Genomic DNA, 25,171 nt, shown 5'->3' with positions numbered 1-25,171 from the left:
CGGGCTTCGGCTTCGCCGACTCGGCGGGCTTGGCCGGCGCGGGCTCGGCCGGCTTCGGCTTCGCCGACTCGGCGGGCTTGGCCGGCGCGGGCTCGGCCGGCTTCGGCTTCGCCGACTCGGCGGGCTTGGCCGGCGCGGGCTCGGCAGGCTTCGGCTTCGCCGACTCGGCAGGCGCAGGCTTGGCGCTCTCCGCCGGCTTGGCCGGTGCCGGGCGGGCCGTCTCCGCCGGGTCCGGCTTCCCGGTCTCCGCAGGCTTCGGCTTCGCCGGCTCCGCCGGCCGGGGCTCCGCCGGCCGGGGCTCCGCCGGCCGGGGCTCCGCCGGGTCCGTCTCCTGCGGGCCCGACGCCGGCAGCTTCAGCTGCTGGCCCGGAATGATCAGGTCCGGGTTCGTGAACGTGCCGCCGCCCGGCAGCTCCGTACCCCGGTTGAGGTCGAAGATCTCCCCGTAGCGCGCGGGGTCGCCGAGTTCGCGGTCCGCGATGGCGCCCAGCGAGTCGCCGGGGCGGACGGTCGCCGTCTCGCCGGAGGTCCCGGAGTGCGCCGCCTCGGGGGCGGCCCCCGTGCCGGCCGGCATCCGCAGCTTCCAGCCGGGCTGGAGGAAGCCCTGGGCGTGGAAGACCGTGCCGTCCGTCATCACCCGGCCCTCGTTGAGCGCGGCGATCTCCTGCCAGCGGTTGCCGTCGCCCAGCCGGTCCTCCGCGATGCTCCACAGGCTCTCGGCGGGCCGCACGTCCCGCACGGTGTACGAGTCGGCCGAGGCGGTCTGCCGCGTGGTGCGGGCGTCCGAGGCGTGCGCGGTGTCCGTGGTGCCGGTGTGGGCGTACGACTGGGTGACGGAGACCGGCGCGGCGGCGGGCGCGGCGAGGGCCGAGCCGGCCGTCGGCAGGAGCACCAGGATGCCGCCGATCAGCGTCGCGGCGGCCCGCTGGCTCGCCCCGAGGCCGCTCAGCCGGCGGGCCGTACCGCCGCGCAGCCGGGCGGGGATCTCCAGGAGGACGGAGAAGGCGAAGCCCGCCCAGCCGACCCAGCCGGCGGCGGCGAGCAGGAGCAGGAAGGCGCCCCCGGTGTCCTGCCGGGAGAACAGGTGGGTCAGGTCCTCGATCCCGTTGTCGAGGACGACGCCGGTCGCCCACCAGAGCAGCACCGGCAGCCCGACGAGCAGCGCCGCCAGGACGGCGAGGCTCAGCAGGGCCCGTATCAGATTGCCAACCGTACGCACCGCGATCACGACCCTTCGGGGGCGACGACACCGTGGATGAGCGTGGCGTGCCCCTCCCCGTGGACGGACATGGAGGAAATACCGACGACCGTGAGGAAGCGCGTCTCGTACGTGTCGGTCACGGTGACCGTCACCCGCCTCCCGTCGGCCGACACCGTCGCGCTGCCGTGCGCCCCGGCCGCCGAGAGGTACGCGGCTGCGGCGGCCTGCGCGGCGGCGGGCTGGGCGACGACGGCCTTGCCCGGGATGGCCTGGGCGGGGTCGATGGCCTGACCGCCGGCCCGGGCGGCCTCCATCGCGATGGCGTCGGCCCGCTCCGTGGCGCGCAGCTTGCCGCCGCCGTCCACGGTGATCCCGATGACGGCGAGGAGCGCCACGGTGATGATGGCGCTGTAGACGGCGATGCCGCCCCGGTCGTCGTACGTACGCATCAGTCGCGCTCCCGGTACGCGTCGACCGCCGAGGTGAACGTCGACGTGAGGGTGTGGCTGCCGGGGGCGCCCGGCAGCATCAGGTCGGACAGCGGAACGGTGCACGCGACCGTGACGCGGACCGTTCCGACGGTGCCCAGGGGGGCGTTGAGCCCCGAGGCGTCCACGCTGACGCGCGTGCCGGAGCAGGTGAGGCCCTGGTCCGCCAGCGTCTCCTGCGCGGCGGCGAGGGCATTGCTGCGCGCGGCCCCGGCGGTGCGCGAGATGGACGCCTCGCGGGCCGCGTCCTCGGCGGCGGCGTCCACCTTGTTCCCGGCGGTCACCACCCGGCCGCCCGCGAGGGCCAGGCAGAGGAAAATGATCATCAACGGCGTGACGATCGCGGCCTGGATCGCCTCGCTCCCCCGGTCGTCCCAGTTCACTTCATCCCCCGGTCGTCCAGCGCTCCACGGGTCCGGACGCGCTCTGTGTGATCGTCAGCCCCGGCACCCCGGGCAGCAGCGAAGGGGCGCGGCCCGTGACCTGGACGCGGATGCGCTCCGCCGTACTGCCGCCCGTGGAGACGGACGGGCCGAGCAGCGTGTTGCCCGCGATCCGGCCGAGCACGGCCCGCGCGCGCTCCGCGCCGGCGCCCGGGCCGGACTCGTAGACCCGGGCGGCCGCCACGCCCTCGCGGGCGGCGGTCAGGGCCACGTTGCGCGCGTAGTACCAGAGCGACACCTGCACCACCGCGATCGTCAGCAGGATGATGAAAGGGAAGACGATCGCCATCTGGACCGAGGTGTCGCCGCGGTCGTCCAGCGGGCGGCGCGCGACGACCGCGGGCTTCATCAGATGCCCGCCAGCTTGCCGTTGTACCTGGCGATGACCGTCGCGATGGTGCCGGCGATGAGCAGCGCGCCCGTCACGGCGGCGACCCAGATGATCACCGTGGTGATGCTGACGTCGCCGCGGTCGGGGTCCTTCGCGCCCTGCTCGACGCGGTCGGCCAGCACCGCCAGGACCATGGTCAGGGATACAGCGGCCCGGTTCGTGAGCTTGTTGATCGCGTTCATGCTGCGAGCCTCCTCGTTCCTTCTCTTCGTGTGCGTCTCGTGTGCGTCGACTCCCCTGTGAGGAGACGCCGTTGGCCGTGACGTCGGTTCGGCCCGTAGCCGGTTGTTACCGCTGTTACGTGGCCATGATGTTGATCACCGCGGGGAAGGCGACCATCAGCATCACGAGCACGGCGAGGAGCGCCCCGGGGGCGGTCATCTTCTCGCTGTTCTCGTTCGCCTCGGCGGCCTGCTTGGCGAGCAGTTCGGTCCGCAGGGACTTGGACCGGGCCCGCAGCGTCGTGTAGACGGCCGCGCCGTCGTGCGCCGACATCCGCATGATCTCGGCGACGTCCTCCAGGACCGGCAGGTCCAGCTCCTGGGTCAGCCGGACCAGCGCCTCCCACGGCGGGACCTTGTCCACGCGGGCCCGCATCATCGCCTCCTGGAGCCGGGTGAAGGCCCAGCCCCTGCCCACGGCGGCGGCCCGCTCCAGGGCCTCGGTCGGCCCGGAGTCGGCGGCCCGCTTGAGCGCGACGAGGTCGAGGTAGGCGGCGATCGCGTGCGAGAACTCCTCGCGCGCCCGCGCCGCCTGGTCCCGTACGGACAGATCGGGGATGAACCAGAGCAGCGCGCCGAGCACCAGACCCACCACGACCGGCAGGTAGAACGGCACGCCGAGGCCCATCAGCGTCCAGGCTCCGACGACGAACGGCGGGATCAGCAGGCCTCCGCCCGCCAGTGCCGCCTTGAGCAGCAGGAACCGCTCGGGAGTCTGCCCGACCAGCGCCAGGTCCTTGTGCGGGATGGTGACCCCGGGCAGCCCCTGGAGGTGTTCGAGCAGCCAGGCGCCCCACTCGTCGTCGCGGCTGACCGGCCCCGTCTCCTCCGCCGGTTCCGGCGCGGTGGCGTTCAGGCGGCGCAGGCTGGACGCCAAGTCGGGTTGCGGGCCGACCAGTTCACGTATGAGCAGGGCGAGGCCGCCGCCCACGGCGAGGCCCGCGAAGATCGCGGCCGGGGGTATCACGACTGGGCCTCCTGGAGCGGTTCGGGCGGTTCCGGCAGCTTGACCCGGCTGCGCGGATCGGCGATCAGGAACCGGGCCACCGGGCGGTGGTCGGCCAGTGAGCGCATCCAGATCAGCACCCCGGCGAACGCCGCCGTCAGCAGGCCGAGGACCAGCTGTCCGAGCAGGGTGCCGTAGGGCGCGGTGTAACTGGGGACGAGGAATCCGGCCCCGACCACGCAGAGCGTGATGATGGTCATCCACCGCACGGTGGTGCGCGGCTTGGCCCGGTCGGCCTCGATCTGGCGGCGTTTGCCGACCTCTTCGCGCACCGCTTCGGACAGGTCCTCCAGCGCCTGCGCGAGGCCGGGACCCCGGTCCGACGCGCAGAGCATCAGCGCGGCGAGGACCTTGTCGGCGGTGACGTCGTCCAGCGCGTCGGCGAAGGACTCCAGCGCGTCGGCGGGCCGCCAGCCGACCTGGAGGCGGTCGGCGAGGTCGGCGATCTCGTGCTCCAGCTCGGCGGGCGCGCCGCGCCGGCTGGCGATCATCGCCTGTTCCAGGCCCATGCCGAGCCGCAGCACGTCGGACAGCCGCTGGGTCCACTCGCCGAGCGCCTCCAGCTTGTCGATGCGCACGGTGGCGTTCCTGGTGGGCGAGAGCAGCCAGGGCACCCCGACCACGGCGGCGCCGACGAGCAGCCCGCCGGTGAAGACGCCGGTGATCACCCAGACGGCCAGGGCGATGACGCCGCCCGCCACCCAGCGGGTCCGGCGCCGCATGGCCGCGTCGTGCTCCACGCTGCCGCCGAGCCCCTTGCGCGAGCGGCGGACCGGGCGGGGGGCCGTCGTACCGGCCAGGCCCGCGACCAGGCCCACCAGGCCGCCGGCGACGGCGAGTCCCGCGAGCACCCACATCAGCATCAGGTTCATCCGGCCATCACCTGGAGATCCAGCGGGCGCGGCCAGGAGCCGCGCGGATTGTCCAGCAGGTGTACGGGGAAGCCGACCCGGACCAGGTCCTCCAGGCAGGAGGGGTGCATGTGCGGGACGGCCCGCGGCTCGCCGGGGCGGGGCGCGAAGATCCGGTTGGTGGCGGGGCGGCCGTTCTCGCCCATGCCGGTGACCTCCAGGACGTGCGAGACGAACCGGTGGCGCTTGCCCTCGATGCGGGTCTCGTCGCGCATCGAGACGAACACGATGAAGTCGAGCCCGTTGGCCGCCTGACGGTAGGCCAGTTGCTCGGTCATGTTGTCCTGGGCCAGCAGATACAGCTCGGCGATGCGGTCGAAGACGATCTCGGGGCGGCGGGCGTGGATCGTGCAGAGGTTGCCGCCCTTGCCGTTGGTCATCGCCTGCATCATGGCGACGATCTCCTGGCCGCGGACCTCGCCGACGACGACGCGGGACAGCGACATGCGCAGCGCGCGGTGGATGAGGTCGAGCAGGGTGATCTCGCCGGCGCCCCGGCCGTCGGCGCCGCGTTCGCCGTTGGACTCGCGGGACTCCATCGGCACGACCTGGCGGTGGAAGCCGTTGGTGTGCGCGAAGAGTTCGAACTCGGTCTCGATGGTGGCGAAGCGCTCGTCCGGGTCGATCTCCTTGAGCAGGGCGCGCAGCAGCGAGGTCTTCCCCACCGCCTGCTCGCCCGTGATCATGATGTTCTTCTCGGCGCGCACGGCGGCGGCGAGGAAGGCGGCCAGGGTCTCGTCGATGGCGCCGAGCCGGATCATGCCCGCGAGGTCCACGTCCTTGACGCGGTGCCTGCGGATGGTGACGAAGGTCTTCGGGGTGACCCCGGTGACGGCCTGGAGCCGGGAGCCGTCGGCGAGGCGCAGCGCGAGGAACGGGTCGGCGGTGGACAGGGTCCGCTCGCTCTGGCCGGTACGGCGCGCCAGATCCCGCAGCATCTCCTGGAGTTCCTCGTCGGAGTCGGCGACGGGCGCGACCCGGACCCGCCCGCTGTCCCCGTAGTCGAGCCAGACCTCGTCGTAGCCGTTGATGAGGATGTTCTCGACGCGCTCGTCGTCCAGGTAGGGCTGGAGCCGGCCGGCCCGGAAGAGCATGTCGTACACGGCGGAGGCGAGGGCGGCGTCCTCGGCCTGGGTGGTACTGGCCCCGCGCTCGACGGCGATGGCGTCGGACCAGACGGCGACGGCCTCGTTGATCAGCGCCCGGCCGCGCTGGGCCTGGGACTCCGGGCTCATCCGGGCCGACGCCTTGATCTCCTGGGCGAGCCGGTCCGCGACCCGCTTCTTGATCTCGCCGGCGACCCGGTAGTCCACGGTGGCCTGCGGGAGGCGCGTCTCACCGATCGCCCGGATCGAGGAGACCCCGGCGGTGGACCGCTGCCCGTCGCGGGGGTCGGTCCGGGGCGGGCCGAATTCGCCGCGCTTGAGCATGACGGTGTGCTCGGCGGCCGGGCTGGGGTGCATCACGGGGTCGGGGTGCAGGGGGTTAGCGCGCATGGGCCATGTCCCCTTCCCCGTACGGTCCTTGCTGGTTGTACGGTCCCGGGGCGCGGGGTGCGAGGCGGTCGCGGCGCAGGGCCACCCGCTCGCGCAGCGGCCCGGTGGCCGCGCGGGCGGCGCGCATCAGGTCGGAGCGGTCGAAGCGGCTGCCGCCGTCCACCCCGTCGGACAGCACCTCGGCCTGCTTGGGCCGCCAGGGAACGGTGGCGAGCACCGGCACCCCGAGCGCCTTCTCGACCTCGCCCGACTTGTAGGGCCCGCCCTCGACCAGCAGGACGGCGAGCGCGTCGGCGCCCGTGCCGCCGGGCCCGGCCAGCGACTTGCGCAGCGCCTCGACGCGGACCTGGGCGCTCTGTACCCCGCGCAGGGTGTTGCGGACGACCATCACGACGACGTCCGCCCGCTTGGCGAGCACTGCCGAGGCCCCGAACGCGCCGCGCCGGCCGAGGTCGACCAGGACGTCGTGCTGGTGGTCCTCGATCCGGGCGAACAGTTCGGCGAGGCCCCCCCAGGCGGGGTCGAGCCCGGCGGCCTGCGCGGGGTCGGTGATCCCGGGCAGCAGGAGCCGGCTGCTGCTGTTGTCCTCGGAGATGTCGACCAGCTGCCGCCAGAACGCCTCGACCAGTTCGTCCTTCCGCTGGGCCACGGCGAGGTTGCGCAGCCCGTAGCGGGCGTCCATGCGGCCCTGGAGGGCGCCCGCCAGCACGGCGCCGCCGTCGGGGTCGCACTCGGCGAGGATCAGCCGGCGCCCGGGATCCAGGGGCCAGGCGAGCAGCAGGGCGAGCGCCGTGCTGGTCACCCCCGGGGCCCCGGTCCCGCCGGCCAGCGCGATCACGGACATCAGGAACCGCTCCCGCTCTTCACGACGATCGCCACCCGGCCGGTGGCGGCCCGCGCCGCGAGGGCCGGTCCGTCGGTCGCCGGGACGGCCACGTCGATGGTGGCGACCCCGGTGGCGTCGGCGGGGTCGCCGACCGCGACGACGGTGGCCGCGATGGTCTGCGGCGGGGCGTCGGCCATCTCGTCGTTCTCGCCCGGGGTGCTGACGATGAGCACCTTGCGCCCGGGGAACAGCCCGGAGGTGGGACGCTGGGAGGGCTTGGTGGCGACGCCGACGAGGGTGTCGCCCTGCTTGAGCAGGCTGGTGCCGGTGTACTGGTCGCGGGCGAGCAGGGCGCCCGGGGTGAGCGCGACCGCGGCCCGCTTGCCGACGACGCTGCCCCGGTCCGCCGCCTTCACGGGCTTGAGGGCGGGGTCGAGGGAGATGGAGACCTCGGTGAGGTCGCCGTCCTCGATGACCTCGCCGGCCGCCACCTCGTGGCTGACGGCGAGCACGTCGGTGCGCTCGCCGGTCGCCGTGAACAGCAGGGCGCCGGAGAGCCCGCCGACCGCGGTCAGCGCGAGGGACAGTGCGATGAGGGCCGGGCGGCGCCGTCGCTGCTTCAGTGCCCGCGGCGGTGCCACGGGGGTGGGTCCGGGGGTGCCGGGCGCGCCGCCCTGGTAGGGCGGGGCGGCGGTCTTGGTCCTGCTCAATGGGTGCCTCCAGCAGTGCTTTCGCTGCGCGCGCTCGTCATCGGGCGGTGGTGCGTCCCGGTCGTCAGCCGACGACCTGGAGTTCGCCGATGGCCACGGTGGTGGCGGACCGCCGGGTCTCGGTCAGGTCGCCGCTCTCACCGCCGCCCTCCCAGTGGATGGTCCACGTGGACGTGGCGGTGACCTTGAACTTGTTTCCGGCCTCGCCGCGCGAGGTGTGGCGGTAGACGTGCCCGCAGTCGGGCGACTCCCGCTTCCCGTACGACGCCCGGTAGGGCTCGCCGGGCTTCGTGCAGGTGACGGATGAGCCGTCGCCCATGTTCCACACGACCTTCGACACCCTGGCGGTGGCGGTGACCGTGACGGACCCGGCGGTGACGGTCCTGGCCTGCGGCCCGGTGGTGTTCGGGTGCTGCTTGTTCCACATCCAGACCGGCAGCCCGACCAGCCCCGTGCGGCCCGGCTCCGGCGCGATGCCGATGTCGGCGCCCTTCAGGGTCATCTGGGCGACGGCGCGCTCGGCCACCTCGGCCGGGGTGGGCCCGGCGTCCTTGCCGATCTCACCGTTGGGGAAGAACGTGTCACGGGGTACGAAGGTCCCGGCGCCCTTGTACGGGAAGTCGGGGCAGTTCGTGGGGTGGTAGATGTCGCCCTCGTCGGGCTTGTGGTTGCCCCACATCATGTAGTCGTCGGCCGGCGGCTGCGGGTCGAGCAGGATCCAGTAGCAGGATTCGTTCCAGAAGCCGAGCCCCGGCACGTAGCAGGGGATCTCCTGGCCGTTCTCCCGGTGGCACTTGCGGCCGCCCCCGGAACCGCCGCCCGTGCCCCCTCCGGAGCCGCCGTCGTCCCCGGGCTCGCCCGGGTCCTCGGCGGTGATGTCGCAGACCTGCGCTCCGGGCGGGCACTTCACTCCGCCGTCGGCCGCGGCGGACTGCGTTCCGGCCAGGGCCAGGGCGCCGGCAGCCAGGCCGGTGAGCACGCCGCGCGCGTACCGCCTGGGGGTCAGCATGTCCGGTCCTTGTCGATCGTGTAGTCGACGATCCGCCAGCCACCCTTGCCGTCCTTGGCCGTGGTGGCCTTCGCGGTCCAGGGACGACGGTTGTCCTCCTTCGCACCCGCAATCGGTTTGCCCGTCGCACGGCGCACCACGATGCCCGTCATGTCGACGCAGTCGCTGATCGTGGCGGTGTGCACCGAGGAGTCCACATCGACGGCCGTGACCTTCGGCGAGATGACCGGCGGGCCGGTGAAGGCGATGCCCGTCTTCTGGTAGTAGGTGAACCCCTCGATGATCATCGCGCCGGCGTCGCCGGTCGTGTACTCACTCAGCTTCACGTCCTTCATGCTGCCCGTGGAGTACGCCTTGGTCTGCGCCTCCCACATCCCTCGGTACGCCGCCAGCGCGTCCCGCTCGGCGGCCGCGCGCTTCTTCGTCGTGCCGTCGTCCTTGGTGGCGCTCGCCGTGGGCTCGGCGGGCTTTTCGTCGTCCTTCGCGCCACAGCCCGTGGCCAGTACGAGGAGGCAGGCCGCCATCCCCGAACAGGCCATCAGGCCGGCCTTCTTCCCGCGTGCCATCGGACCCCCCTGGTCATGCGCCGTGGTGCGCATCGTCTTCTGCGTCCGGAAAGTGATGTGCCGTCATTCTGCACGACGACCCCAGGCCGAACGGGCGCCGTTCTGTCACAACTGTGTCCGACTGCGGTGACAGAAGGGCCGGTTGCTGACCTGCGTATGAGCAGAATCTGATCGCCTCACCCGCCACACCGATCACTTGCCTGTCAATGACGCGGCGGGGTCATCGAGTTGGCCGGACAAGACCTTGTCCGCGCGGCCGCGGACCCGCCGACCACCCTTGTCCGGACGGTCCCGCCGCGAGGTCAAGGGGTGAGGCGCACCATCAGCCGTGTTCCACAGCACGTCCAGGGGGAGAAGATCCAATGCGCACCGACGCACCACCACGCACCAGAAGCGAAGGGCTTGTGGGCCGCCTCAACACCGAGTGGGCGGACCTCGGCCAGGACGAGACGTTCCGGCTGCATCTGCGCCGCTGGTACGGCGACCCGGCACTCACCGGCCCGCAGTCCGTACTCGACACCCTGCGCTCCTGCCGGACCTCCGGCGCCCAGGACCGCATCCTGCTGCCGCTGCTCAAGGCGGCCGTCACCGGTGGCCCCGGCGCCCAACTCGCCGCCCGCACCGTGGTACAGACGATGCTCCCGAAGGCGATACGCATCGCCCGCAGCCAGCTGCGTCCGCAGTACGACTGGGAGGAGACGGTCTCCCTCACGGTCGGCGCTCTCTACGAGGTCGTCCGGACCTACCCCGTCCACCGCCGCCCCCGGCGCATCGCGGCCAACCTCTCCCTGGAGACCCTGCGCCTGACGCGCCGCCTGATCGGGCACGACACGTCCGCCGTGCCCCTGGACCCGGACAGCGCGGCCGGGATCTCCGCCGCCGGCCCCGGCCCCGCGTCCCAGGCCGAACTGACCCTGCTCCTCGCGAGGGCCGCCGACTACCGGCTGCTCGCCGACGACGAACCGGGGCGCGCGGCCGGCTGGGACGCCCGCGCCGAACTGGTCGAACTCCTCGTCTGGGCACTGGAGTCGGGCGCCCTGGAGGTGGAGGACGCCCGCCTCATCACGGGCTACTACCGGGACCGGCCGGCCGGTCATCCGGTCTCCCCGCGCCTCTCCGCGCGGGACGGTGCCCGCCAGCGCCAGCGGCGCAGCAGGGCCGTCCGCCGGCTCGCGGTCGCCGCCTCCGGCAGGCTCGCGGCCTCCGACGGATCCGCCGCCCCGGACACGCTCGCGACCTCTGACAGGTTCGCGACAGCGAAGTGACGAACCGGTGACACAAGTCACCCAGGATGGCTCGCAGTTGGCGTCACACCCACACGGCCGGAGTCACCTCCCCCGTACGCGCCCCTTGTCCCGCCCGGCGCACCACCCACCGAGAGGCCCCGGAGGACCCCCGTGACCACCAGCACCACCGCGTCCTCGGACGAGGACGGACACGACGTCGTCGGCCCCCGGCACCCGGTGCTGCGGACCGCTCAGGGAGACATGCGATGAAGCGCGGCCTCAGGCTCACGAAGAAGCAGAAGAAGACGGAGCAGACACCGCCCCCGCAGCCGAAGGCCACGCGCACCTCGCGCTACGCCCCGGCACCGCAGGCCGTGCCCGACGCGGCCGACGAGGACGAGACCGACGAGCTGGACGAGGCCTCCACCGGCTGGCAGCAGACGACCGTCAAGCTGGCGGGCCTCACCAAGATGGTCACCGTCGTGGTGTGGATCCTGGTCCTGGCGGGGCCGCTGCTGGCGTTCTTCGCGATCGCCGTCGCGAGCTCGTCACGGGCGACGACGGCGGCGGAAACGCAGAGCCGGACCGGGTCCGCCCCGTCGGCCACCGGCCCCTCGGGCTTCGCCGAGCTCTACGTCGCGGCCTACCTGGCCGCGGGCGAGGGCACGGAGGACGACCTGCTGCCGTACTACTCGGAGCCCGTGACGTTCGCGAACGAGCCCGGCTCGCGTTCCGCCTCCCGGGTCGTCACCGTGGCGGCCCAGCAGGTGGAGAAGGGCTACTGGTCCGTGACAGTCGCGGCCCGGGTCTCGGCGAAGAACAAGGCCGGCAAGATGACCGACCGGGGCATGCACTACTACCGGGTGGGCGTCCAGGTCTCGGGCACGCCGGAGGCCGGCGGCACGGTGGAGCCGTCCAAGCCCGCCAGGACTCCGGCACCGGCGGGCCCCTCGGGCTCGGCCCCGGGTTCGGCCCCCGCCGCGGCCTCGCCGGCGCCGACCGGCTCCGCGTCCCCCACCGCGTCCGGCGGCCCGGTCCCGCTGTACGCCGCGACCTCCCTCCCGGCCGAGGTGAACGCCCCGGCCTCCGCTTCGCACGGGGAGCTCGACTACGGATCGGAGAGCAGCAGCAGCCGCAACGACGCGGTGTCCGACACCGTGACCCGCTTCATCTCCGCCTACCTGACCGGGCAGGGCGAGCTGAACCGCTACGTCTCCCCCGGCCTCCAGGTCACGGCGATCTCCCCGGCCCCGTACGAGTCCACGCTCGTCACCGGCCTCCAGGACGACGCACCGGAGGAAGCGGACGACGAGACCGTCCCGCAGGACGGCACACGGCGGCACGTACTGGTCTCCGTGAGCGCGGCGACCGGCGGCCAGGACTACCTGCTCAGCTACGCACTCACCCTGACCACCCGGGACGGGCGCTGGGAGGTGGCGTCCTTCGACTCCGCCCCGGCGCTGTCCCCGGACCAGACCGGACCGGTCGCCGACGAAACCGAGTCCACACCGGACGCCTCGTCGGACGAGTCCTCAGACGCCTCGGCGGACACCGCCGGGGAGTGACGCACCACCCAGCTGATCACACGAGGGGAAGCACAAGTGAGTTACGCGAACACCGAAATGGTGCAACTTGCGGCCAATGGCAAGGTCTTCACCTGGGTCCAGGACACGATCACCAACGTCCAGACCCTCGCCGTCTCGGCGGCCATGGCCATGGCGATCGTCGGCACCGTCCTCGCCTACGTGAAGACGAAGTCGTGGGCGGGCACCCTGACCGCGGCCATCCTGGGCGCCGTCGTGGTCTTCGCCGTCGGCAGCATGGACGCGCTCAGCAACATGGTCGACAGCGAGGTTCCCGACGCCCCGAAGGACGCGATCTCCGTGGTCCAGCCCTATGAGCCGCTGGACTCCACGGTGAGCCGGGCCGACCTGCTGTGAGCGGCGGGCAGCCGTCCGACGGGAAGCCGCTGATCGGGCGTTCGTACACGCGCGCACGCAAGCACCCTCTCGTCATCGGCAAGCTCCCCGGCGGCGGGCGGATTCCCGGCGGCCCGTACACGATCACCCAGATCGTCACCATGGTGGTGGTCTTCGTGCTCCTGCTGGGCCTCCGTGATCTGTGGGCGTTCTTCGGACTCGGGAACGCCCTGGTCCTGGTCGCGGTCCCGTGGGGACTCGCGTGGCTGATGCGGTACGCCCGGATGGACGGCCGTGACCCCGCGCGGGCCCTGCTGGGGCTGCTGGCCTACGGCACATCGCCGCCGGGGGGCCGGCTGGCCGGCCGCCCGCAACGAACCTTCAAGACCAAGCTGGTGACGGGACGGGTGACCGTCAACGTACGGCTCCCCGAGGAGCCCGCGCCGTCCCCCGCCCCCGAGGCCCGCCCGGTACGGCTCGTCACCACGACGGGCCGTACCGGAGGGCCCCCTGCCGAGGCGGCACCGCCCGCGTCCGGCACCGCGCCGGCCCGGCCCCGTACCCGCCTCCAGGAACTGCTCGACGAAGCAGAGCGGCAGCACTGAACCGAAGGATGGATGAACTGCCATGCGTCTTCCCGTGCGCCACATCAGCGGCCATCTGATCTGGACCACCAACGCGACGGTGTGGGCCGTGTGGCGGGTCGATTCCGACAACTACAGCCACGCCTCCAAGGCGGCCAAGCACGAACGGCTCAACGCCCTGGAGTCCCTGTTCAAGGCGATCAAGGGCGAGGCCCTGCTGCTCAGCCTCTGCCCCCAGGTGGACGCGGCCAGCGTGGTCACCCGCATGACGGCGGGCATCGACCTGGACGCGTCCCCCGAGTACGTGGACCTGTCCCTGCGGGTCCTGGACGAGCTCGAGGAGATGGAGCTCTCGGGGCGGGTCGACTTCCTGGCCGTCCCGATGAAGCACACCGACTTCAAGCAGGGCGCGTTCGCGGTCCTGTCCTCCGCCCACTACGAGATCATGAACACCCTCGGGCTGCCCACCACCCCGGTCGGCAGGGCCGAGGAGGAGCGCCGGACCGAGCAGGCCCGGCACCTCGCGGCGACCTGGCCGTCCGCCATCCGGCTCCGGCCCGCCACCGAGGGCGAGATCCTCTGGATCTACGGCCACTGCGCGCGCCGGGGACTCGCCGAGCCGCTCCTTCCCGAGTACGACGAACCCCGCTCGGTGAGGGGGCGCGGGCGGGCCGTGGCCGCGTACAGCGAGGTGATCCTCGATGAGGGCGGACGCAGCGACGGCGTCCAGGAGCGGCGAGGCGTACCGCTCAACCCCTTCCGGCACCGTTACGTGAAGTCGAGCACCGAGTTCGGCGACAGCTACCAGTCGTTCTCCATCCTGGCGGAGATGCCCGACTCCTTCGCCTTCCCGGGCAGCGAGTACCTGGCCGCCCTGGACGACTTCGGCTTCCCGGTCGACTGGGCGGTCCGGCTGCACATCGAGCAGGGTTCGAAGGCCGAACCCAAGTCACGCCGGCAGGCCCGCGAACTCGCCCACCAGCGAGGCGAGTACGACGGGGAGACGGCGGGTGTGCCGGCCAGCCTGGACAAGGCCAGCACCGCGCTCAACGAATACCGCTCACGGCTCACCTCGTCCTCCACCGAGGTCGAGATCCGGGCCAGCGTCGTCACGTGTGTCTGGGGCCAGACTCCGGAGGAGACCGAGGAGAAGGCGGCCGCACTGATCAACCACTTCGGCGGCAACGACTACACGCTGGTCCGCCCCATCGGCGAGCAGGCATCCCTCTTCCACAGCATGCTCCCCGGCGCACCCGCGCCCCGGGTCATGAACGACTACGCCCAGTTCCTGCTGGCCAAGGACTTCGCGATGTCCCTGCCGTTCTGCGGACAGGCGCTCGGCGACGACGGCGGCTCGCTCTTCGGCCTCCAGCTCAACGGCGGCGGCGCCCGCCCGGTCCTGGTGGACTTCAGCCTGGGCCCGCGCATGAACGCCTCGGCGTCCGCCGTCTTCATCGGCGAGCTGGGCTCCGGCAAGTCGGTCGCCATGAAGACCGCGATGTACTCGATCCTGACGACCGGCCGGCGCGTCGGGCGCTCCCGCAGCCGCGGCCGGGCGCTGGCCATCGACCGTACGCCCCAGCAGGAATGGGCCCGGTTCGCCCGCGCCTGCCCGGGCGAGACCCAGGTGATCACCGTCGACGAGGACGCCTCGGTGTCGTTGGACCCGCTGCGCGTCTTCAAGGGCCCGCGCGCCGCCCGTTACACCGAGTCCTTCCTGACCCCGCTGCTGGACATCGCCTCGATGTCCACCGAGGGCGTGACGCTCGCGGACGCCATCGACGCCACGCACAAGGCGCCCGAACCGAGCATGCGGCTGCTCCTGGAGACCCTGACGGAGCGCGCGCAGACGCCCGATCCGCAGGACCCGGACGACCACAACGTCCGGGCGGCGGCGAGCGAACTCGCCCGGAAGCTGCGCTCGCTGGCCAAGAAGGACCTGGGCCGGGTGATCTTCGACCCGAGCCTGCCGATCGTGGAGATCACCGACGCCGACACGATCATCTTCTCCGCCGCCAACATCGGACTGCCCAAGAAGACCGAGCTGGAGGGCCACCGGCTGTCCAGCCTGGAGGTCGAGAAGAAGTTCGGCTGGCGCCTGATGTATCTGGTGGCCGCCCTCTGCCGCGAGATCGCCTTCGCCGACCCGGAGGAATTCGTCGGCGTCTTCCTGGACGAGTGCTGGTGGCTGACCTCGTCCGCCGAGGGTACGGAACTGCTCCTGGAGATCATCAACGACGGCCGTAAGCACGGCTGCGGTGCCTTCGCCGGCTCCCACGACCCGTACGACGTCGGCCCGGCCAACTCCGAGTACGGCGAGAAGATCCGCGGTCTGGTCTCGCACCGCTTCCTCTTCCGCCACCGCAACCGCCAACTGGCGGCTCGTGGGCTTGAGTTCCTGGGCCTGGACGGCACCGATCCGGAGCTGCTGAAGCTGGTCACGGAGGACCTTTCGCCGATCAACGTCTCCGACGACGAACGGCTGCTGCGCTCCGGTGAGTGCCTCTATTACGACCTGAAGAAGCGGATCGGCGGCATGAAGGTCCTGATCCCGGCGGACGAGCACGCGGCCGAGGCCATCCACACGACCCCGGGCCGCGCCACGCTGGACGAGCCCGCCGAGGCCATCGAGGCGGCCGACGCCATGGAAGCGGTGGAGGCGCAGCGCATATGACCGCGCTCACAGGGGTGATGCGGCAGCCGCGCACCTGGCTGCGCCTGCTGGTGCTGATCGGCGTGCCGATCCTGCTCACGCTCATGTTCACGCATGGCGCGTGGGCCGAGGAGTGCAAGTCGGTGAAGCCCGGCACCGTACTCGATCTCCGGTGCACACCGCCGACGAAGACCCCCGACCCCGGCAAGGTCATGGGCATCTTCGACGTCGTGGACAGGAACGGCGTCCCGATCAGTTCGTACGGCCTCAATGTCGACTCGGGCGGCATGCTCGACGTCATCAGCAAGATCATCTCCTTCCTGATAGGCGTCGGCTTCAGTGTCATCAGGACCGTGATCGGCTTCGCCTGCTGGCTGGTCGACTGGGCCCTGGACTTCGGCCTGGCCAAGACGCTCCTGACGCCCGTCTCCGACATCGCGGCCACCGTCAAGGACCAGGTCATCGACAACCTGGCGCTGAAGACCCTCTTCCTGACGATCGTCGCGCTCTGGGGCGGCTACCTCATTCTCTTCAAGCAGCGCTCCAAGGGCTGGATGGAGATCTGCACCTCCCTCGTCGTCGCCTCCATCGCCACCGTGACCCTGGCCAGCCCCGGAACCTTCCTGATCGGCAACGGTGACGACACCGGCGTGCTCGGGAAGACCAAGGAATTCTCGCTGGAGATCGCCGATGTGATCCTCACCCAGCGGTGCGACGGCGACACGGACCAGGCGAAACCGGACGCCGACGGGAAGAAGATCGAGCCGACGACCTGCTCCGGGCGGGACGACGGCCGTGAGAAGGGCGTGAGCCGCCCGATCACCGACGGTCTGGTCGACGCGTTCATCCAGCGGCCCATCTGGGTGCTCTACACGGGCAAGGGCATCAGCAAGGAATGCAGTTACGCGTACGGCCAGGCCACTCTCGCCCGGTACAACTTCAACCGCTTCGTACTGCCCGGCCTGGTCGCGAAGGAGCAGAAGGACTCGAGCGGGTGGCTCGACACCCTCGGGAAGGTATTCGTCAACACCTTCTCCCTCGACGGTCTCGCGAAGAACCTGCTGGCCGCCACCGGTAACCCCTGGGCGATCTACACCGCGGTCGACGACGCCCAGCAGGCCGCGATCGAGAAGTTCAAGAAGGACGTCGTCAAGAGCGACCCGTCGTGGAAGACGTACATCGACGGCAAGGGCAGCAAGAACGTCAAGGGCACCGACCCGGCCGTGCAGGATGCGTGCGGCGGCGACGTCCCCATGGACGACCAGAAGATCTCCGCCTCGCTGGACAACCTGCTCAGCGTCTGGTTCATCGCCCTCGCCGCGATCATCGTCGTCGCGCTGGTGCTGGCGGTCTCCTGCACCTTCCTGATGTCCCAGATCTGGATGGCCGTCGAAGTCATCCGTGCTCAGCCGGCCCTGGTCGCGGGAATCCTGCCGGGTGGCGGCCGGCAGATGATGTGGAAATGGGTATCGGGGGTCGTACGCGTCATCCTGGCCATTTTCCTGTCCGTGATGTTCCTGGCCTTCTTCCTGGTCATGATCATCGCGGTGCTGGATGCGGACACCGGCCAGGTCATGACGATCAAGTTCCTCTCCATCGACTTCATCGCTCTCGGCTTCCTGGTCTTCCGCAAGAAGGTCACCGCGGCGGCGAAGAACGTCTCGGCGAACTTCGGCCAGAAGATGGCGGCCAAGACCGGAGGGGAGGCCAGCACCTTCAAGGGAGCCACCAACGGTGCTCCGTCCGCGCTGGACCAGTTCAAGAAGGACGGTGCCACCCTCAGCAAGGTGGGCGGGAAGACGCGCGATCTCTGGCGCGGCAAGGTGCCCGGCGAAGGGGGCGGGGGCGAGGGCGAGGGCGGTGACGGCGCCGCCAAGGGCGCCGGCCGGAAGAAGCCGAAGAAGGGGCTCAAGGAACGCGTGCAGGGCGCGGTCAAGCTGGGCACCACGGTCGCCGCCGCGGTGGGAACCGGCGGTACGTCCGCCGCGCTGCAGACATCGGCCAAGGCCGCACTCAAGGCACGGCTCAAGAACGCCGCGAAGAAGCGTGCGGCCAACGCCCGCAAGGCCGCGACGCAGCGCCTGAACAAGAGCCGTGTCGGCCGGGCCACGCTGGCCACGGCCCGTACCGGCCGCTACCTCGCCAAGGACGCCCCGATCACCAGGAGCAGGTTCAAGAACGCGGTGGCGACCGAGAAGCGCAATCTCCTCAGGCCCAGGGCGGAGCCGAGCCGGGCACAGAACGCCTCGCGGGACGCGTCGCGGCAGATGCGGCAGACGAGGAGCCAGCAGCGCAGCGACAGCCAGCGGTTGAACCGTGCCGTGAGCGGAAGGCGGAACCAGCACCAGAACCGCCGCCGCTCCACCGCCGGCCGCCCCCGTGCCCGCCGCCCGCGCAGCGGAGGCGGTGGAGGTAGTGGCGCGTGAGCACAGCCACCAAACCGAAACCGACGAGCCCGGGCAGCACGTCCGAGCCGATGAGCAGTGGCAAGAAGTGGGCCATCGGCCTGGTGATAGCCGGGCTCCTGCCCTGGCTGTTCTTCATCCTCGCCATGTTCATCGGTACGGGCCTGCTGCCCGGGGGCGGCGCCAGCCTCCACCAGGACCCCGTTCCCACCCAGACCAGCTGCGTCGAGGTGGCGGGCATCCCCAAGCCCACCTGTGAGGCGTACCTGTCGGCGGAGCAGAAGATCAAGAAGGTCCGCCCCAAGTGCAAGAACCTCAAGTGGACCCTGCTCGCCGGCATCGGAAAGATCGAGTCGCACCACGGCACGTTCATGGGCCGCAAGGTCAACGAGAAGCCCGGGGCGAGCTACGGCGACGTGGAGCCGCCGGTCATCGGGCCGGTCCTGGACGGCACCCACAACACCCAGCGCATCCTCGACACCGACGGCGGCAAGTACGACAACGACACCACCTACGACCGGGCGGTCGGACCCACCCAGTTCATCCCGCAGACCTGGGAGAGCGTCGCCCAGGACGGCGACGACGACGGTGACACCGACCCGCAGAACGTCTTCGACTCCGCCCTGAGCACGGCGGCGCTCCTCTGCGGCAAGAACAGCGTCGACATGTCCGACCCGACGACCGAGCACGACGCCATCTTCCGCTACAACCATTCCGAGCAGTACGTCAAGGATGTACGGAACGCCAAGGCCGAGTACGACGCCCTGGGCGACATCACCGAGCCGGTCAACGCGACCGGCGACGCCAAGAAGATCATCGCGGCGGCCAGGTCGCAGAAGGGAGTGCCCTACTCCTGGGGTGGCGGGGACACGCTGGGCCCCTCGTACGGCATCTGCTGCTCCCCGGGCGGGTATTCCGGCCGGTTCATCAAGGGGTTCGACTGCTCGGGCCTGACCGAGTACGCCTACGGGAAGGCGGGCATCATGATCGGCGGCACCGCCCAGGCGCAGCACGACAGCGGCAAGGTGCGAGTCACCCACCAGACGAATCTGAAGGGTGCGGAACCGGGTGACCTGCTCTTCTTCTCGGACAACCCAGGGAGCGGAAAGGGTATTTTCCATGTCTCCATCTATCTGGGGGGCAACAGACAGATCGAGGCACCGCGAACGAATGACGTCGTCAAGGAGTCCGACGTCCGCATGGGATCGCTCGACAGCATTGGACATCTGAAGTGACGAGCAGCGCGGAGCGCTCGGGCCTCATCATGCTCGCCATGGCCGCGGTTCTCTCCGTGGTCGGTGTCGTCCTGCTCTGGCCGGACATGAGCGCCGACCGGGCACCGACGGCCCGCCCGCCGGCCGCCTCACCGGCCCCTTCCCGCACCGCGGACACCCCGGAGCCCCCGGCCGACCCGAGCCCGGCGCCCACCACCGCCGCCCCCTCGGCGTCGCCGTCCGCCTCCGCGTCACGGGAGGGGGACGCCCTCGCCGGGACGGTCAGCGACGACGCCCTGCAACGCTCCCTGCAACTGACCCGCCAGGCCAACGTCCCGCCCACGCTGGAGAGGCGCCTCGTGGACCTCGGCGGCAAGGTCCTGCTCGCCGACGTCACCGGCAAGGGCCGCAAGGCGTACCCGGACTACTTCAAGGGCGAGTCGGCCACCGACCGCTGGCGGGACTGCCGCATCCGCGCCGGTGTCGCGGAACGCTACGACAACCGCTCGGACGCCGTCCTCGTCCATCTCGTGTGGGCCGGTACGAGCCCCGAGGGCGAACGCGACGACCGCAGGCCGACGGCGGTCCTGCTCGTCAGGGACGTGAAGGGCACGTGGGGGCCAGAGCCCCTGCCGGTGGAGGAGAACTGAGGGCGGAGACCGGAGCCGGACGGCTCGGAGCGTAACGCGGCCGGCGCGTCCGGTAGCCTTCCGGAATGCGCTATTTCATCCAGTACCCGGCCGGAACCAGTGCAATCGTCGCCGAGGCGATGACGCATTTCGTCGAGGACTTCCAGCCGGAATACCAGGATGACAGCGCCATGCTTTTCCGTTCCACCTCACCGATGGAACGAGTGGCATCCATCCCGTTCGCCAAAAACGCCTTCGCGGTGATCAGTGAGACCCACCGCGGTGACATCAACGCGAATGTGGCCCAGCTGACCGGCTCGCTCCGCAGGTCCCAATTCCCCGCTCTTCTCGGGGAACGCACTCGGGGATTCCGCGTCATGGTGCACGTGGACGGCGAGCTGGCGTCCATCGGCGGCGCCCAGAAGCGGGAGCTCGAGCACACGATCTCCGCCTGCACGGGGCTGCGCCTGGAGGCCGGCGGCCTCGGGCAGGAGTACTGGGTCATCGGCCGCCTGGACATGGACAGTCTCATGTTCTGCGCCCGGCTTCCCAAGCCGTCCCGGCCCAGGAAGGCCCGCGGCGCCCTCTCCCACGAGCTCTCCTCGATGCTCGTCCTGGCCTCCGACCCGCATCCCGGCGACATCTTCCTCGACCCCTTCGCGGGCAGCGGCTCCTTCGTCGTCGCCCGGCTCGGCATGCCGGCGCGGGAGATCATCTACTCCGACCTGGACCTCGCCGAACACCGCGAGAACCTGCCGCCCGAGGCACTGAGCGACGGCCGCGTCCGGTTGCTCGCCGAGGACGCCCTGACCCTCCCTTCCGTCGCCGACGCCTCGGTGGACGTCGTGGTGACGGACCCACCGTGGGGCGAGCACGAGGAACTGCCCATGCCCTACGAGGAATTCGCGGACCTCACGAGCCTCGCCCTCGCCCGGGTCCTGCGCCCGGAAACGGGTCGCTTCGTCCTGCTCTGCGCCCGCCGGGGCGTCCCGGCCTTCGAGGAAGCCCTCAAGAGCGCCGGGCTCCGTGTCGCCGCCACCCACGACATCCTGGTCAACGGCCACCCGGCCACGGTCTTCACCGGCACCCGCGACGCCGCGCCGCAGCCCGAGCGAGCAGCGACCGGCGCCCCGCGGAGGACCCCCTCCAAGCCCCTGCTCATCGGCATGGGCACCTACCGCCGATCCCTGAACCGCTTCTCGCGCTGAACAAGGGGCGTACTCCGGTCCAGGGCGCGGTCCGGGCCATGCCCTCCGCCGGACCGCGCCGTGCGCGCACACCCGCTGCCGTCACGGCCCGTCCCCCTATGGAACGAACGTGTGACGGCACCATAGGGTTGACCCGGCTCGCCCGCCTGGGCCGCCGGTATCGGCTCACCCCAAACCGACTGCCCACGCGCCCCATTGAAGCTCCCGGCACCCACAGGGCGGAGTTCCCATGGACCACCCCGTCGATCCCCGGCAACCGCATCAGCCCGCGGTCCCCGGCGAAGCGCCGGACGCGCACGCCTCCCAGGCGCGGCCGCCCCACCCGCACGAGCAGCAGGCCCATCCTCCGCTTCCTCAACCCCCTTGCGCCTCAGGCGGATTCGCGCCGCCCCGGTACTCCCAGGGCTTTCAGGGAGCAGCCCACCCACAGCCCCCGTCGGACCGCCCCGGCCCCGTTCCGTCACCGCCGCCTCCCGGGCACCCCCACATACCCGGCGCATGGCCCCCGTCCGCGTACGACCCCGCTGCGCCGCCGCCCACGCGTCGCAGGGTGGACTCGTCGAGCACGACCACGCTCCTGCTGCACCTGCCCCACCTGCTGGCGAGCCTCCTGATCATCTGGGTGATCTCCCTGATCTTCCCGACGTGGCTGGGCACGTCGTTCATCCTCGTCTGGCTCGCTTCCGGCGCCCTGATGTTCCACCGCCCCACCGAGCGCGTGGTGGCGAGGCTCTTCTACCGGGTGCGCCCGCCCACCGCCGCCGAGCTCGCGCGCCTTCAGCCCCTGTGGGACGAGGTCACTCGGCGCGCCGGCCTGGACGGCACGCGTTACGACCTCTGGATCGAGGACAGCGACGAGGTCAACGCCTTCGGCGCGGCGGGCCACATGGTCGGCGTGACCCGCAATTCGCTGAACCGGCTCACTCCGGACCGGCTGGCCGCCGTCCTCGCCCACGAGCTGGGTCATCACGTCAACGGCCACACCTGGGCCGGGCTCCTCGGCGTCTACTACGGGCTCCCCGCACGCATCGCGATGATCATCGCGACGTACGTCACGGTGTTCGCCGTCGCCCTGGCGGCGCAGTTCTCCGTCCTGGCCGCGGTCATCCTGGTCCTGGTGAGCGGCGGCTTCGCAGTCGCCATCGCCTTCACCTTCCCGCCGGCGTTCGCCCTGCCGGCGATTCCCCTGCTCATCTCCTGGGCCGGCCGACGCGGCGAGCTGCGCGCCGACAGGTTCGCCGGGGACATCGGCTACGGCCCGATGCTGATCACCGTGTTCACCGACTCCCTGAACCGGGGCGCCGACATGGAGGAAAGGCAACAGGGCCCACTGGGCTGGCTCCTGTCCACGCATCCGCCGCTCCACACGCGAATCCGGGCGCTCGAAATCTTCACGACCGGACCGCCCGGAAGCCGACCCTCATGACGTTCCCGGCCCCCGGAGCCGCAGCGGCAGCCCGGAACCGCGGCACTCAGCCGGGCACCGGCAACCACGGCCGGACATCCGGCACGAAACCAAAAACCCCAGGTCGGTCCCCCGACCCGGGGTTCAACGGCGCCGCCTTCGGGATTCGAACCCGAGACCTACGCATTACGAGGGCTTGCAAGATCCTCTCGGGTGGTACCGGACGGTGCCGCCGAGTCCCGTTTGCGCTGATCAGAAGCTTGCGGCCTTGATCAGCAAGACGGCTTGTCCGCCCTGGTGCCACCCAGTCCGCTCACGCAGCGCTCACGCAAGAAGAGCGTCCGGCGACCGCGAAGCCGCAGGTTCCCGGTCGTGCCGCAGACAACCCGGACCGCGGCATCCCGATGCCGCCGCACCGGGCAGCAACCCATCGGATCTGATCCAGTACCTCCAGTCGACGGCGCGACGCGGCACAGCCAAGCACTCGCGGCCGGTCCTGCTGACCTGCCGCCAACATCCGCCGTATGGCCTACTTTTGTCAGTGGTCGCGTGTACCGTCCAAAACGACTCTGGACCACATCCACACCGCAGCCGCGCCTCCACCGGCATGGCTGGTAGAGGGGCGAGACGCGTTGAGCATCACTCAGGGGCTGTCCCAGTCGGTCGAACTCAAGAAGCCACTGACTGCGCTGATCAACAGGGGCTGCGTACCGGTCGGCGGTATCTACCGCCTGGACTACGACTCAGCCGTGGTGCTGACCGATGACTTCAAGAAGGAGAAGGCCGGGGGAGTTCCGAGGGGCGGCTTCCTTCTTGCCGTCGCGGGAGACAACACAGAATCCGGTTTCATACTCGAAGATCAAGAGATCATCCTGCTTCGAGTCCGCGGCACTGCGCCACTGCCCAACGAGTCAGAACTCATTCAAACTCGACTGGCAGTCGTTCGCGACGCAGGTGCATCGGGGGTCGGATTCGACGATGTCACCGATGTGCTGACACGAAACGAGCTCCAGCAGTCAGCCTTCGACTGCGAAGTTTTGGGCACCTTCTACACCGAGACCGAGGGACGCGAAGCCGCGATCGAGTTCGGGGCAGACATCGACAACGTAGTCGTCTCTGCGCGCTACCAAGTCTTCCTTCCATCGATTCAAGTCTTGTCATGGCTTGCGTCCTACCCTGAGCCCACCGACAAAAAGGATGCCCTTTCAATCGGAAAGGTTCGATTTGCCGCTACACGACGCAAGGCTCTGATCGCCGGCACCGACAAGGCGGAGGCTCACATCAATGTCTCCGACTTCGTCGGTCGAAAGACTGCTGTGTTCGGTATGACCAGGACCGGAAAATCCAACACGATCAAGACACTAGTAACAGCGGTCCACCGGTACGGTTCGGAGCACGAGCGCTCGATCGGTCAATTGATCTTTGACCCCCAGGGTGAGTACGCGAACGTCAATAAGCAAGACCGCACGGGCCTTCGCCTTCTCGGAGACAATGAGAGCACGGTGCGGATCTACAAGGTAGATCCCAACGCCTCAGACAACCGGGAGAAGCCACTGCGCATCAACTTCTATGACCTCGAGGTCCTGGAAGCCGCCTGGAGTCTCGTCAGTGAAGCAACCGTTCCGGTCAATACCAATTACGGCAAGAGCTTCCGGTCAGCGGTCCTCTCCGAACCCGACCAAAACGATCGCAGCAAGCACGCCCGCTGGGGGTGGGCCATGGTCGCCTTCTTCGGGCTCCTGTCCAAGTGCGGCTTCGAGGCAGCAAGGCTGCCGCAGGATCTCGTAGTCGTCGCCCCAGCCCCTATTCAGGACTTCATTACCGTGCACCCTGCGGCTGTTTCGCAGGTTCGACCGGGCTCCTATCGCGTCAACAGCCCTTCGGGAGCGCTACAACTTGCCGAATGGGTGGGCGAAAGGGAAAGCGAATTTCCCAAATGGCATGACACCCAGGATTGCCACTTCAGCGCCATTTGGGGCGTCTATAAGTACACTGGCGTAACGTCCGCCATTCGCACCATTCGCCCATTTCACGCCCCTCAGTCGGCAGGCGATGTTGCCGAGCATTTGTGGCACGACATGCAGGAAGGTCGACTTGCGATTGTTGACCTCTCCAGCGGAAACGACCAAGTAGCCAAGGTCATGTCCGAGCGTATCGTCACCCATTTGCTGAACCGGGCGGGAGAGCGATTCCGCGACGACCGCGATCCGGTGGATATGCAGATCATCGTCGAAGAGGCGCACAACCTATTTGAGCGCAGCGGGCGAGAGGTGGCCGATGACCCATGGGTGCGCCTGTCAAAGGAAGCCGCGAAGTATCGGATGGGGCTCATTTACGCTACGCAGGAAGTCACATCCGTTGACAAGCGAATGCTCTCGAACACGTCAAACTGGCTGATCGCCCATCTCAACTCTGACCACGAAACGCGAGAGCTGTCTCACTACTACGACTTCAAGGTATGGGCTCCGAGCATCATTCGAGCAGAAGACGTCGGATTCGTTCGCATGAAGACCTACTCGGGAAAGTACATCGTTCCGGTGCAGATCTCCAAGTTCGACCACGCCATGGTGAACGCTGCCCGCAATGCAGCCGGCTTGGCACATGTCGATGTCACGATCGAAAGCGAGTAACTCGTGCCCTACGATGGCGAGAAGGCTTCC

23 protein-coding genes are annotated in these 25,171 nt (G+C 70.2%); 11 read left to right on the top strand and 12 right to left on the bottom strand.

Annotated features, from left to right (window positions below):
• From ABZ565_RS19335 to ABZ565_RS19280, 12 genes are all read right to left on the bottom strand, one after another.
• The coding region (locus ABZ565_RS19335; protein WP_361027946.1) for a LysM peptidoglycan-binding domain-containing protein at positions 1-1,219 on the bottom strand (1,219 nt) is incomplete at its 3' end.
• A 5-nt stretch (positions 1,220-1,224) separates the two neighbouring features.
• The gene (locus ABZ565_RS19330) at positions 1,225-1,650 is read right to left on the bottom strand and encodes a hypothetical protein (RefSeq protein ID WP_361027943.1); all 426 of its coding nucleotides are present in this window, start codon (positions 1,648-1,650) and stop codon (positions 1,225-1,227) included.
• Positions 1,650-2,072, bottom strand: a complete 423-nt coding sequence (locus ABZ565_RS19325; protein WP_073966377.1) for a TadE/TadG family type IV pilus assembly protein — start codon at positions 2,070-2,072, stop codon at positions 1,650-1,652. Before ABZ565_RS19325 ends, ABZ565_RS19330 begins: the two co-directional genes overlap by 1 nt.
• A 1-nt stretch (position 2,073) precedes the next feature.
• Positions 2,074-2,481, bottom strand: coding sequence for a TadE family protein (locus ABZ565_RS19320; protein WP_079192924.1), 408 nt, complete (start codon positions 2,479-2,481; stop codon positions 2,074-2,076).
• Entirely contained in the window at positions 2,481-2,705 is a 225-nt protein-coding gene (locus ABZ565_RS19315; RefSeq protein ID WP_018102192.1) for a hypothetical protein, read from the bottom strand. Before ABZ565_RS19315 ends, ABZ565_RS19320 begins: the two co-directional genes overlap by 1 nt.
• A gap of 115 nt (positions 2,706-2,820) precedes the next feature.
• Entirely contained in the window at positions 2,821-3,711 is an 891-nt protein-coding gene (locus tag ABZ565_RS19310) for a hypothetical protein (RefSeq protein ID WP_361027939.1), read from the bottom strand.
• A complete protein-coding gene (locus ABZ565_RS19305; RefSeq protein WP_361027936.1) occupies positions 3,708-4,622 on the bottom strand; it encodes a type II secretion system F family protein in 915 nt (304 codons plus the stop codon). The genes ABZ565_RS19310 and ABZ565_RS19305 overlap by 4 nt, the downstream gene beginning before the upstream one ends.
• Positions 4,619-6,157 carry a CpaF/VirB11 family protein gene (locus ABZ565_RS19300; RefSeq protein WP_361027933.1) on the bottom strand — a complete coding sequence of 513 codons (1,539 nt, stop codon included), beginning with the start codon at positions 6,155-6,157 and terminating at the stop codon, positions 4,619-4,621. Before ABZ565_RS19300 ends, ABZ565_RS19305 begins: the two co-directional genes overlap by 4 nt.
• On the bottom strand, positions 6,147-7,001 hold the full coding sequence (locus tag ABZ565_RS19295) for a hypothetical protein (protein ID WP_361027930.1): 855 nt from the start codon (positions 6,999-7,001) through the stop codon (positions 6,147-6,149). Before ABZ565_RS19295 ends, ABZ565_RS19300 begins: the two co-directional genes overlap by 11 nt.
• Positions 7,001-7,693, bottom strand: coding sequence for an SAF domain-containing protein (locus ABZ565_RS19290; RefSeq protein ID WP_361027927.1), 693 nt, complete (start codon positions 7,691-7,693; stop codon positions 7,001-7,003). The genes ABZ565_RS19295 and ABZ565_RS19290 overlap by 1 nt, the downstream gene beginning before the upstream one ends.
• Before the next feature lie 64 nt (positions 7,694-7,757).
• Positions 7,758-8,702, bottom strand: a complete 945-nt coding sequence (locus ABZ565_RS19285) for a hypothetical protein (RefSeq protein WP_361027924.1) — start codon at positions 8,700-8,702, stop codon at positions 7,758-7,760.
• Positions 8,696-9,268 (bottom strand): hypothetical protein, encoded by a 573-nt coding sequence (locus ABZ565_RS19280; protein ID WP_361027921.1) that lies wholly within the window; start codon positions 9,266-9,268, stop codon positions 8,696-8,698. Before ABZ565_RS19280 ends, ABZ565_RS19285 begins: the two co-directional genes overlap by 7 nt.
• Positions 9,269-9,630: 362 nt before the next feature.
• Here ABZ565_RS19280 and ABZ565_RS19275 point away from each other — a divergent pair, with 362 nt between their 5' ends.
• The 11 genes from ABZ565_RS19275 to ABZ565_RS19225 all read left to right on the top strand — a co-directional run bounded on the left by ABZ565_RS19275 (position 9,631) and on the right by ABZ565_RS19225 (position 25,141).
• Positions 9,631-10,533, top strand: a complete 903-nt coding sequence (locus ABZ565_RS19275; protein ID WP_361027919.1) for a hypothetical protein — start codon at positions 9,631-9,633, stop codon at positions 10,531-10,533.
• Between the two features lie 227 nt (positions 10,534-10,760).
• Positions 10,761-12,059 carry a conjugal transfer protein gene (locus ABZ565_RS19270; protein ID WP_361027916.1) on the top strand — a complete coding sequence of 433 codons (1,299 nt, stop codon included), beginning with the start codon at positions 10,761-10,763 and terminating at the stop codon, positions 12,057-12,059.
• Between the two features lie 36 nt (positions 12,060-12,095).
• On the top strand, positions 12,096-12,434 hold the full coding sequence (locus ABZ565_RS19265; protein WP_361027913.1) for a hypothetical protein: 339 nt from the start codon (positions 12,096-12,098) through the stop codon (positions 12,432-12,434).
• Complete coding sequence (locus tag ABZ565_RS19260; protein WP_361027910.1) at positions 12,431-13,018, top strand: TcpE family conjugal transfer membrane protein; 588 nt, start codon at positions 12,431-12,433, stop codon at positions 13,016-13,018. Before ABZ565_RS19265 ends, ABZ565_RS19260 begins: the two co-directional genes overlap by 4 nt.
• A gap of 22 nt (positions 13,019-13,040) precedes the next feature.
• Complete coding sequence (locus ABZ565_RS19255; protein ID WP_361027907.1) at positions 13,041-15,671, top strand: ATP-binding protein; 2,631 nt, start codon at positions 13,041-13,043, stop codon at positions 15,669-15,671.
• Positions 15,668-18,076, top strand: coding sequence for a hypothetical protein (locus tag ABZ565_RS19250; RefSeq protein WP_361027904.1), 2,409 nt, complete (start codon positions 15,668-15,670; stop codon positions 18,074-18,076). Before ABZ565_RS19255 ends, ABZ565_RS19250 begins: the two co-directional genes overlap by 4 nt.
• Complete coding sequence (locus ABZ565_RS19245) at positions 18,073-19,290, top strand: C40 family peptidase (RefSeq protein WP_361027901.1); 1,218 nt, start codon at positions 18,073-18,075, stop codon at positions 19,288-19,290. Before ABZ565_RS19250 ends, ABZ565_RS19245 begins: the two co-directional genes overlap by 4 nt.
• Complete coding sequence (locus tag ABZ565_RS19240; RefSeq protein ID WP_361027898.1) at positions 19,287-19,919, top strand: hypothetical protein; 633 nt, start codon at positions 19,287-19,289, stop codon at positions 19,917-19,919. Before ABZ565_RS19245 ends, ABZ565_RS19240 begins: the two co-directional genes overlap by 4 nt.
• Positions 19,920-19,984: 65 nt before the next feature.
• Positions 19,985-21,106, top strand: coding sequence for a hypothetical protein (locus ABZ565_RS19235; protein WP_361027895.1), 1,122 nt, complete (start codon positions 19,985-19,987; stop codon positions 21,104-21,106).
• A 550-nt stretch (positions 21,107-21,656) separates the two neighbouring features.
• Positions 21,657-22,532, top strand: a complete 876-nt coding sequence (locus tag ABZ565_RS19230; RefSeq protein WP_361027892.1) for a M48 family metalloprotease — start codon at positions 21,657-21,659, stop codon at positions 22,530-22,532.
• 611 nt (positions 22,533-23,143) lie between these two features.
• Complete coding sequence (locus ABZ565_RS19225) at positions 23,144-25,141, top strand: DUF87 domain-containing protein (protein WP_361027890.1); 1,998 nt, start codon at positions 23,144-23,146, stop codon at positions 25,139-25,141.
• Positions 25,142-25,171: the final 30 nt, after the last annotated feature.

Source organism: Streptomyces sp. NPDC016469 (genome assembly GCF_040632905.1).
Lineage (GTDB): Bacteria > Actinomycetota > Actinomycetes > Streptomycetales > Streptomycetaceae > Streptomyces.
Note: the sequence above shows the minus strand (reverse complement) of the source record. Positions and strands in the feature narration are given on the sequence as shown.

What these genes read in the sequence shown, in the direction of transcription:
- ABZ565_RS19330 (WP_361027943.1), bottom strand. Translation starts at nt 1,650, where the DNA reads ATGCGTACGTACGACGACCGGGGCGGCATCGCCGTCTACAGCGCCATC.
- ABZ565_RS19320 (WP_079192924.1), bottom strand. Translation starts at nt 2,481, where the DNA reads ATGAAGCCCGCGGTCGTCGCGCGCCGCCCGCTGGACGACCGCGGCGAC.
- ABZ565_RS19315 (WP_018102192.1), bottom strand. Translation starts at nt 2,705, where the DNA reads ATGAACGCGATCAACAAGCTCACGAACCGGGCCGCTGTATCCCTGACC.
- ABZ565_RS19305 (WP_361027936.1), bottom strand. Translation starts at nt 4,622, where the DNA reads ATGAACCTGATGCTGATGTGGGTGCTCGCGGGACTCGCCGTCGCCGGC.
- ABZ565_RS19300 (WP_361027933.1), bottom strand. Translation starts at nt 6,157, where the DNA reads ATGCGCGCTAACCCCCTGCACCCCGACCCCGTGATGCACCCCAGCCCG.
- ABZ565_RS19295 (WP_361027930.1), bottom strand. Translation starts at nt 7,001, where the DNA reads ATGTCCGTGATCGCGCTGGCCGGCGGGACCGGGGCCCCGGGGGTGACC.
- ABZ565_RS19285 (WP_361027924.1), bottom strand. Translation starts at nt 8,702, where the DNA reads ATGCTGACCCCCAGGCGGTACGCGCGCGGCGTGCTCACCGGCCTGGCT.
- ABZ565_RS19280 (WP_361027921.1), bottom strand. Translation starts at nt 9,268, where the DNA reads ATGGCACGCGGGAAGAAGGCCGGCCTGATGGCCTGTTCGGGGATGGCG.
- ABZ565_RS19275 (WP_361027919.1), top strand. Translation starts at nt 9,631, where the DNA reads ATGCGCACCGACGCACCACCACGCACCAGAAGCGAAGGGCTTGTGGGC.
- ABZ565_RS19270 (WP_361027916.1), top strand. Translation starts at nt 10,761, where the DNA reads ATGAAGCGCGGCCTCAGGCTCACGAAGAAGCAGAAGAAGACGGAGCAG.
- ABZ565_RS19255 (WP_361027907.1), top strand. Translation starts at nt 13,041, where the DNA reads ATGCGTCTTCCCGTGCGCCACATCAGCGGCCATCTGATCTGGACCACC.
- ABZ565_RS19250 (WP_361027904.1), top strand. Translation starts at nt 15,668, where the DNA reads ATGACCGCGCTCACAGGGGTGATGCGGCAGCCGCGCACCTGGCTGCGC.
- ABZ565_RS19235 (WP_361027895.1), top strand. Translation starts at nt 19,985, where the DNA reads ATGCGCTATTTCATCCAGTACCCGGCCGGAACCAGTGCAATCGTCGCC.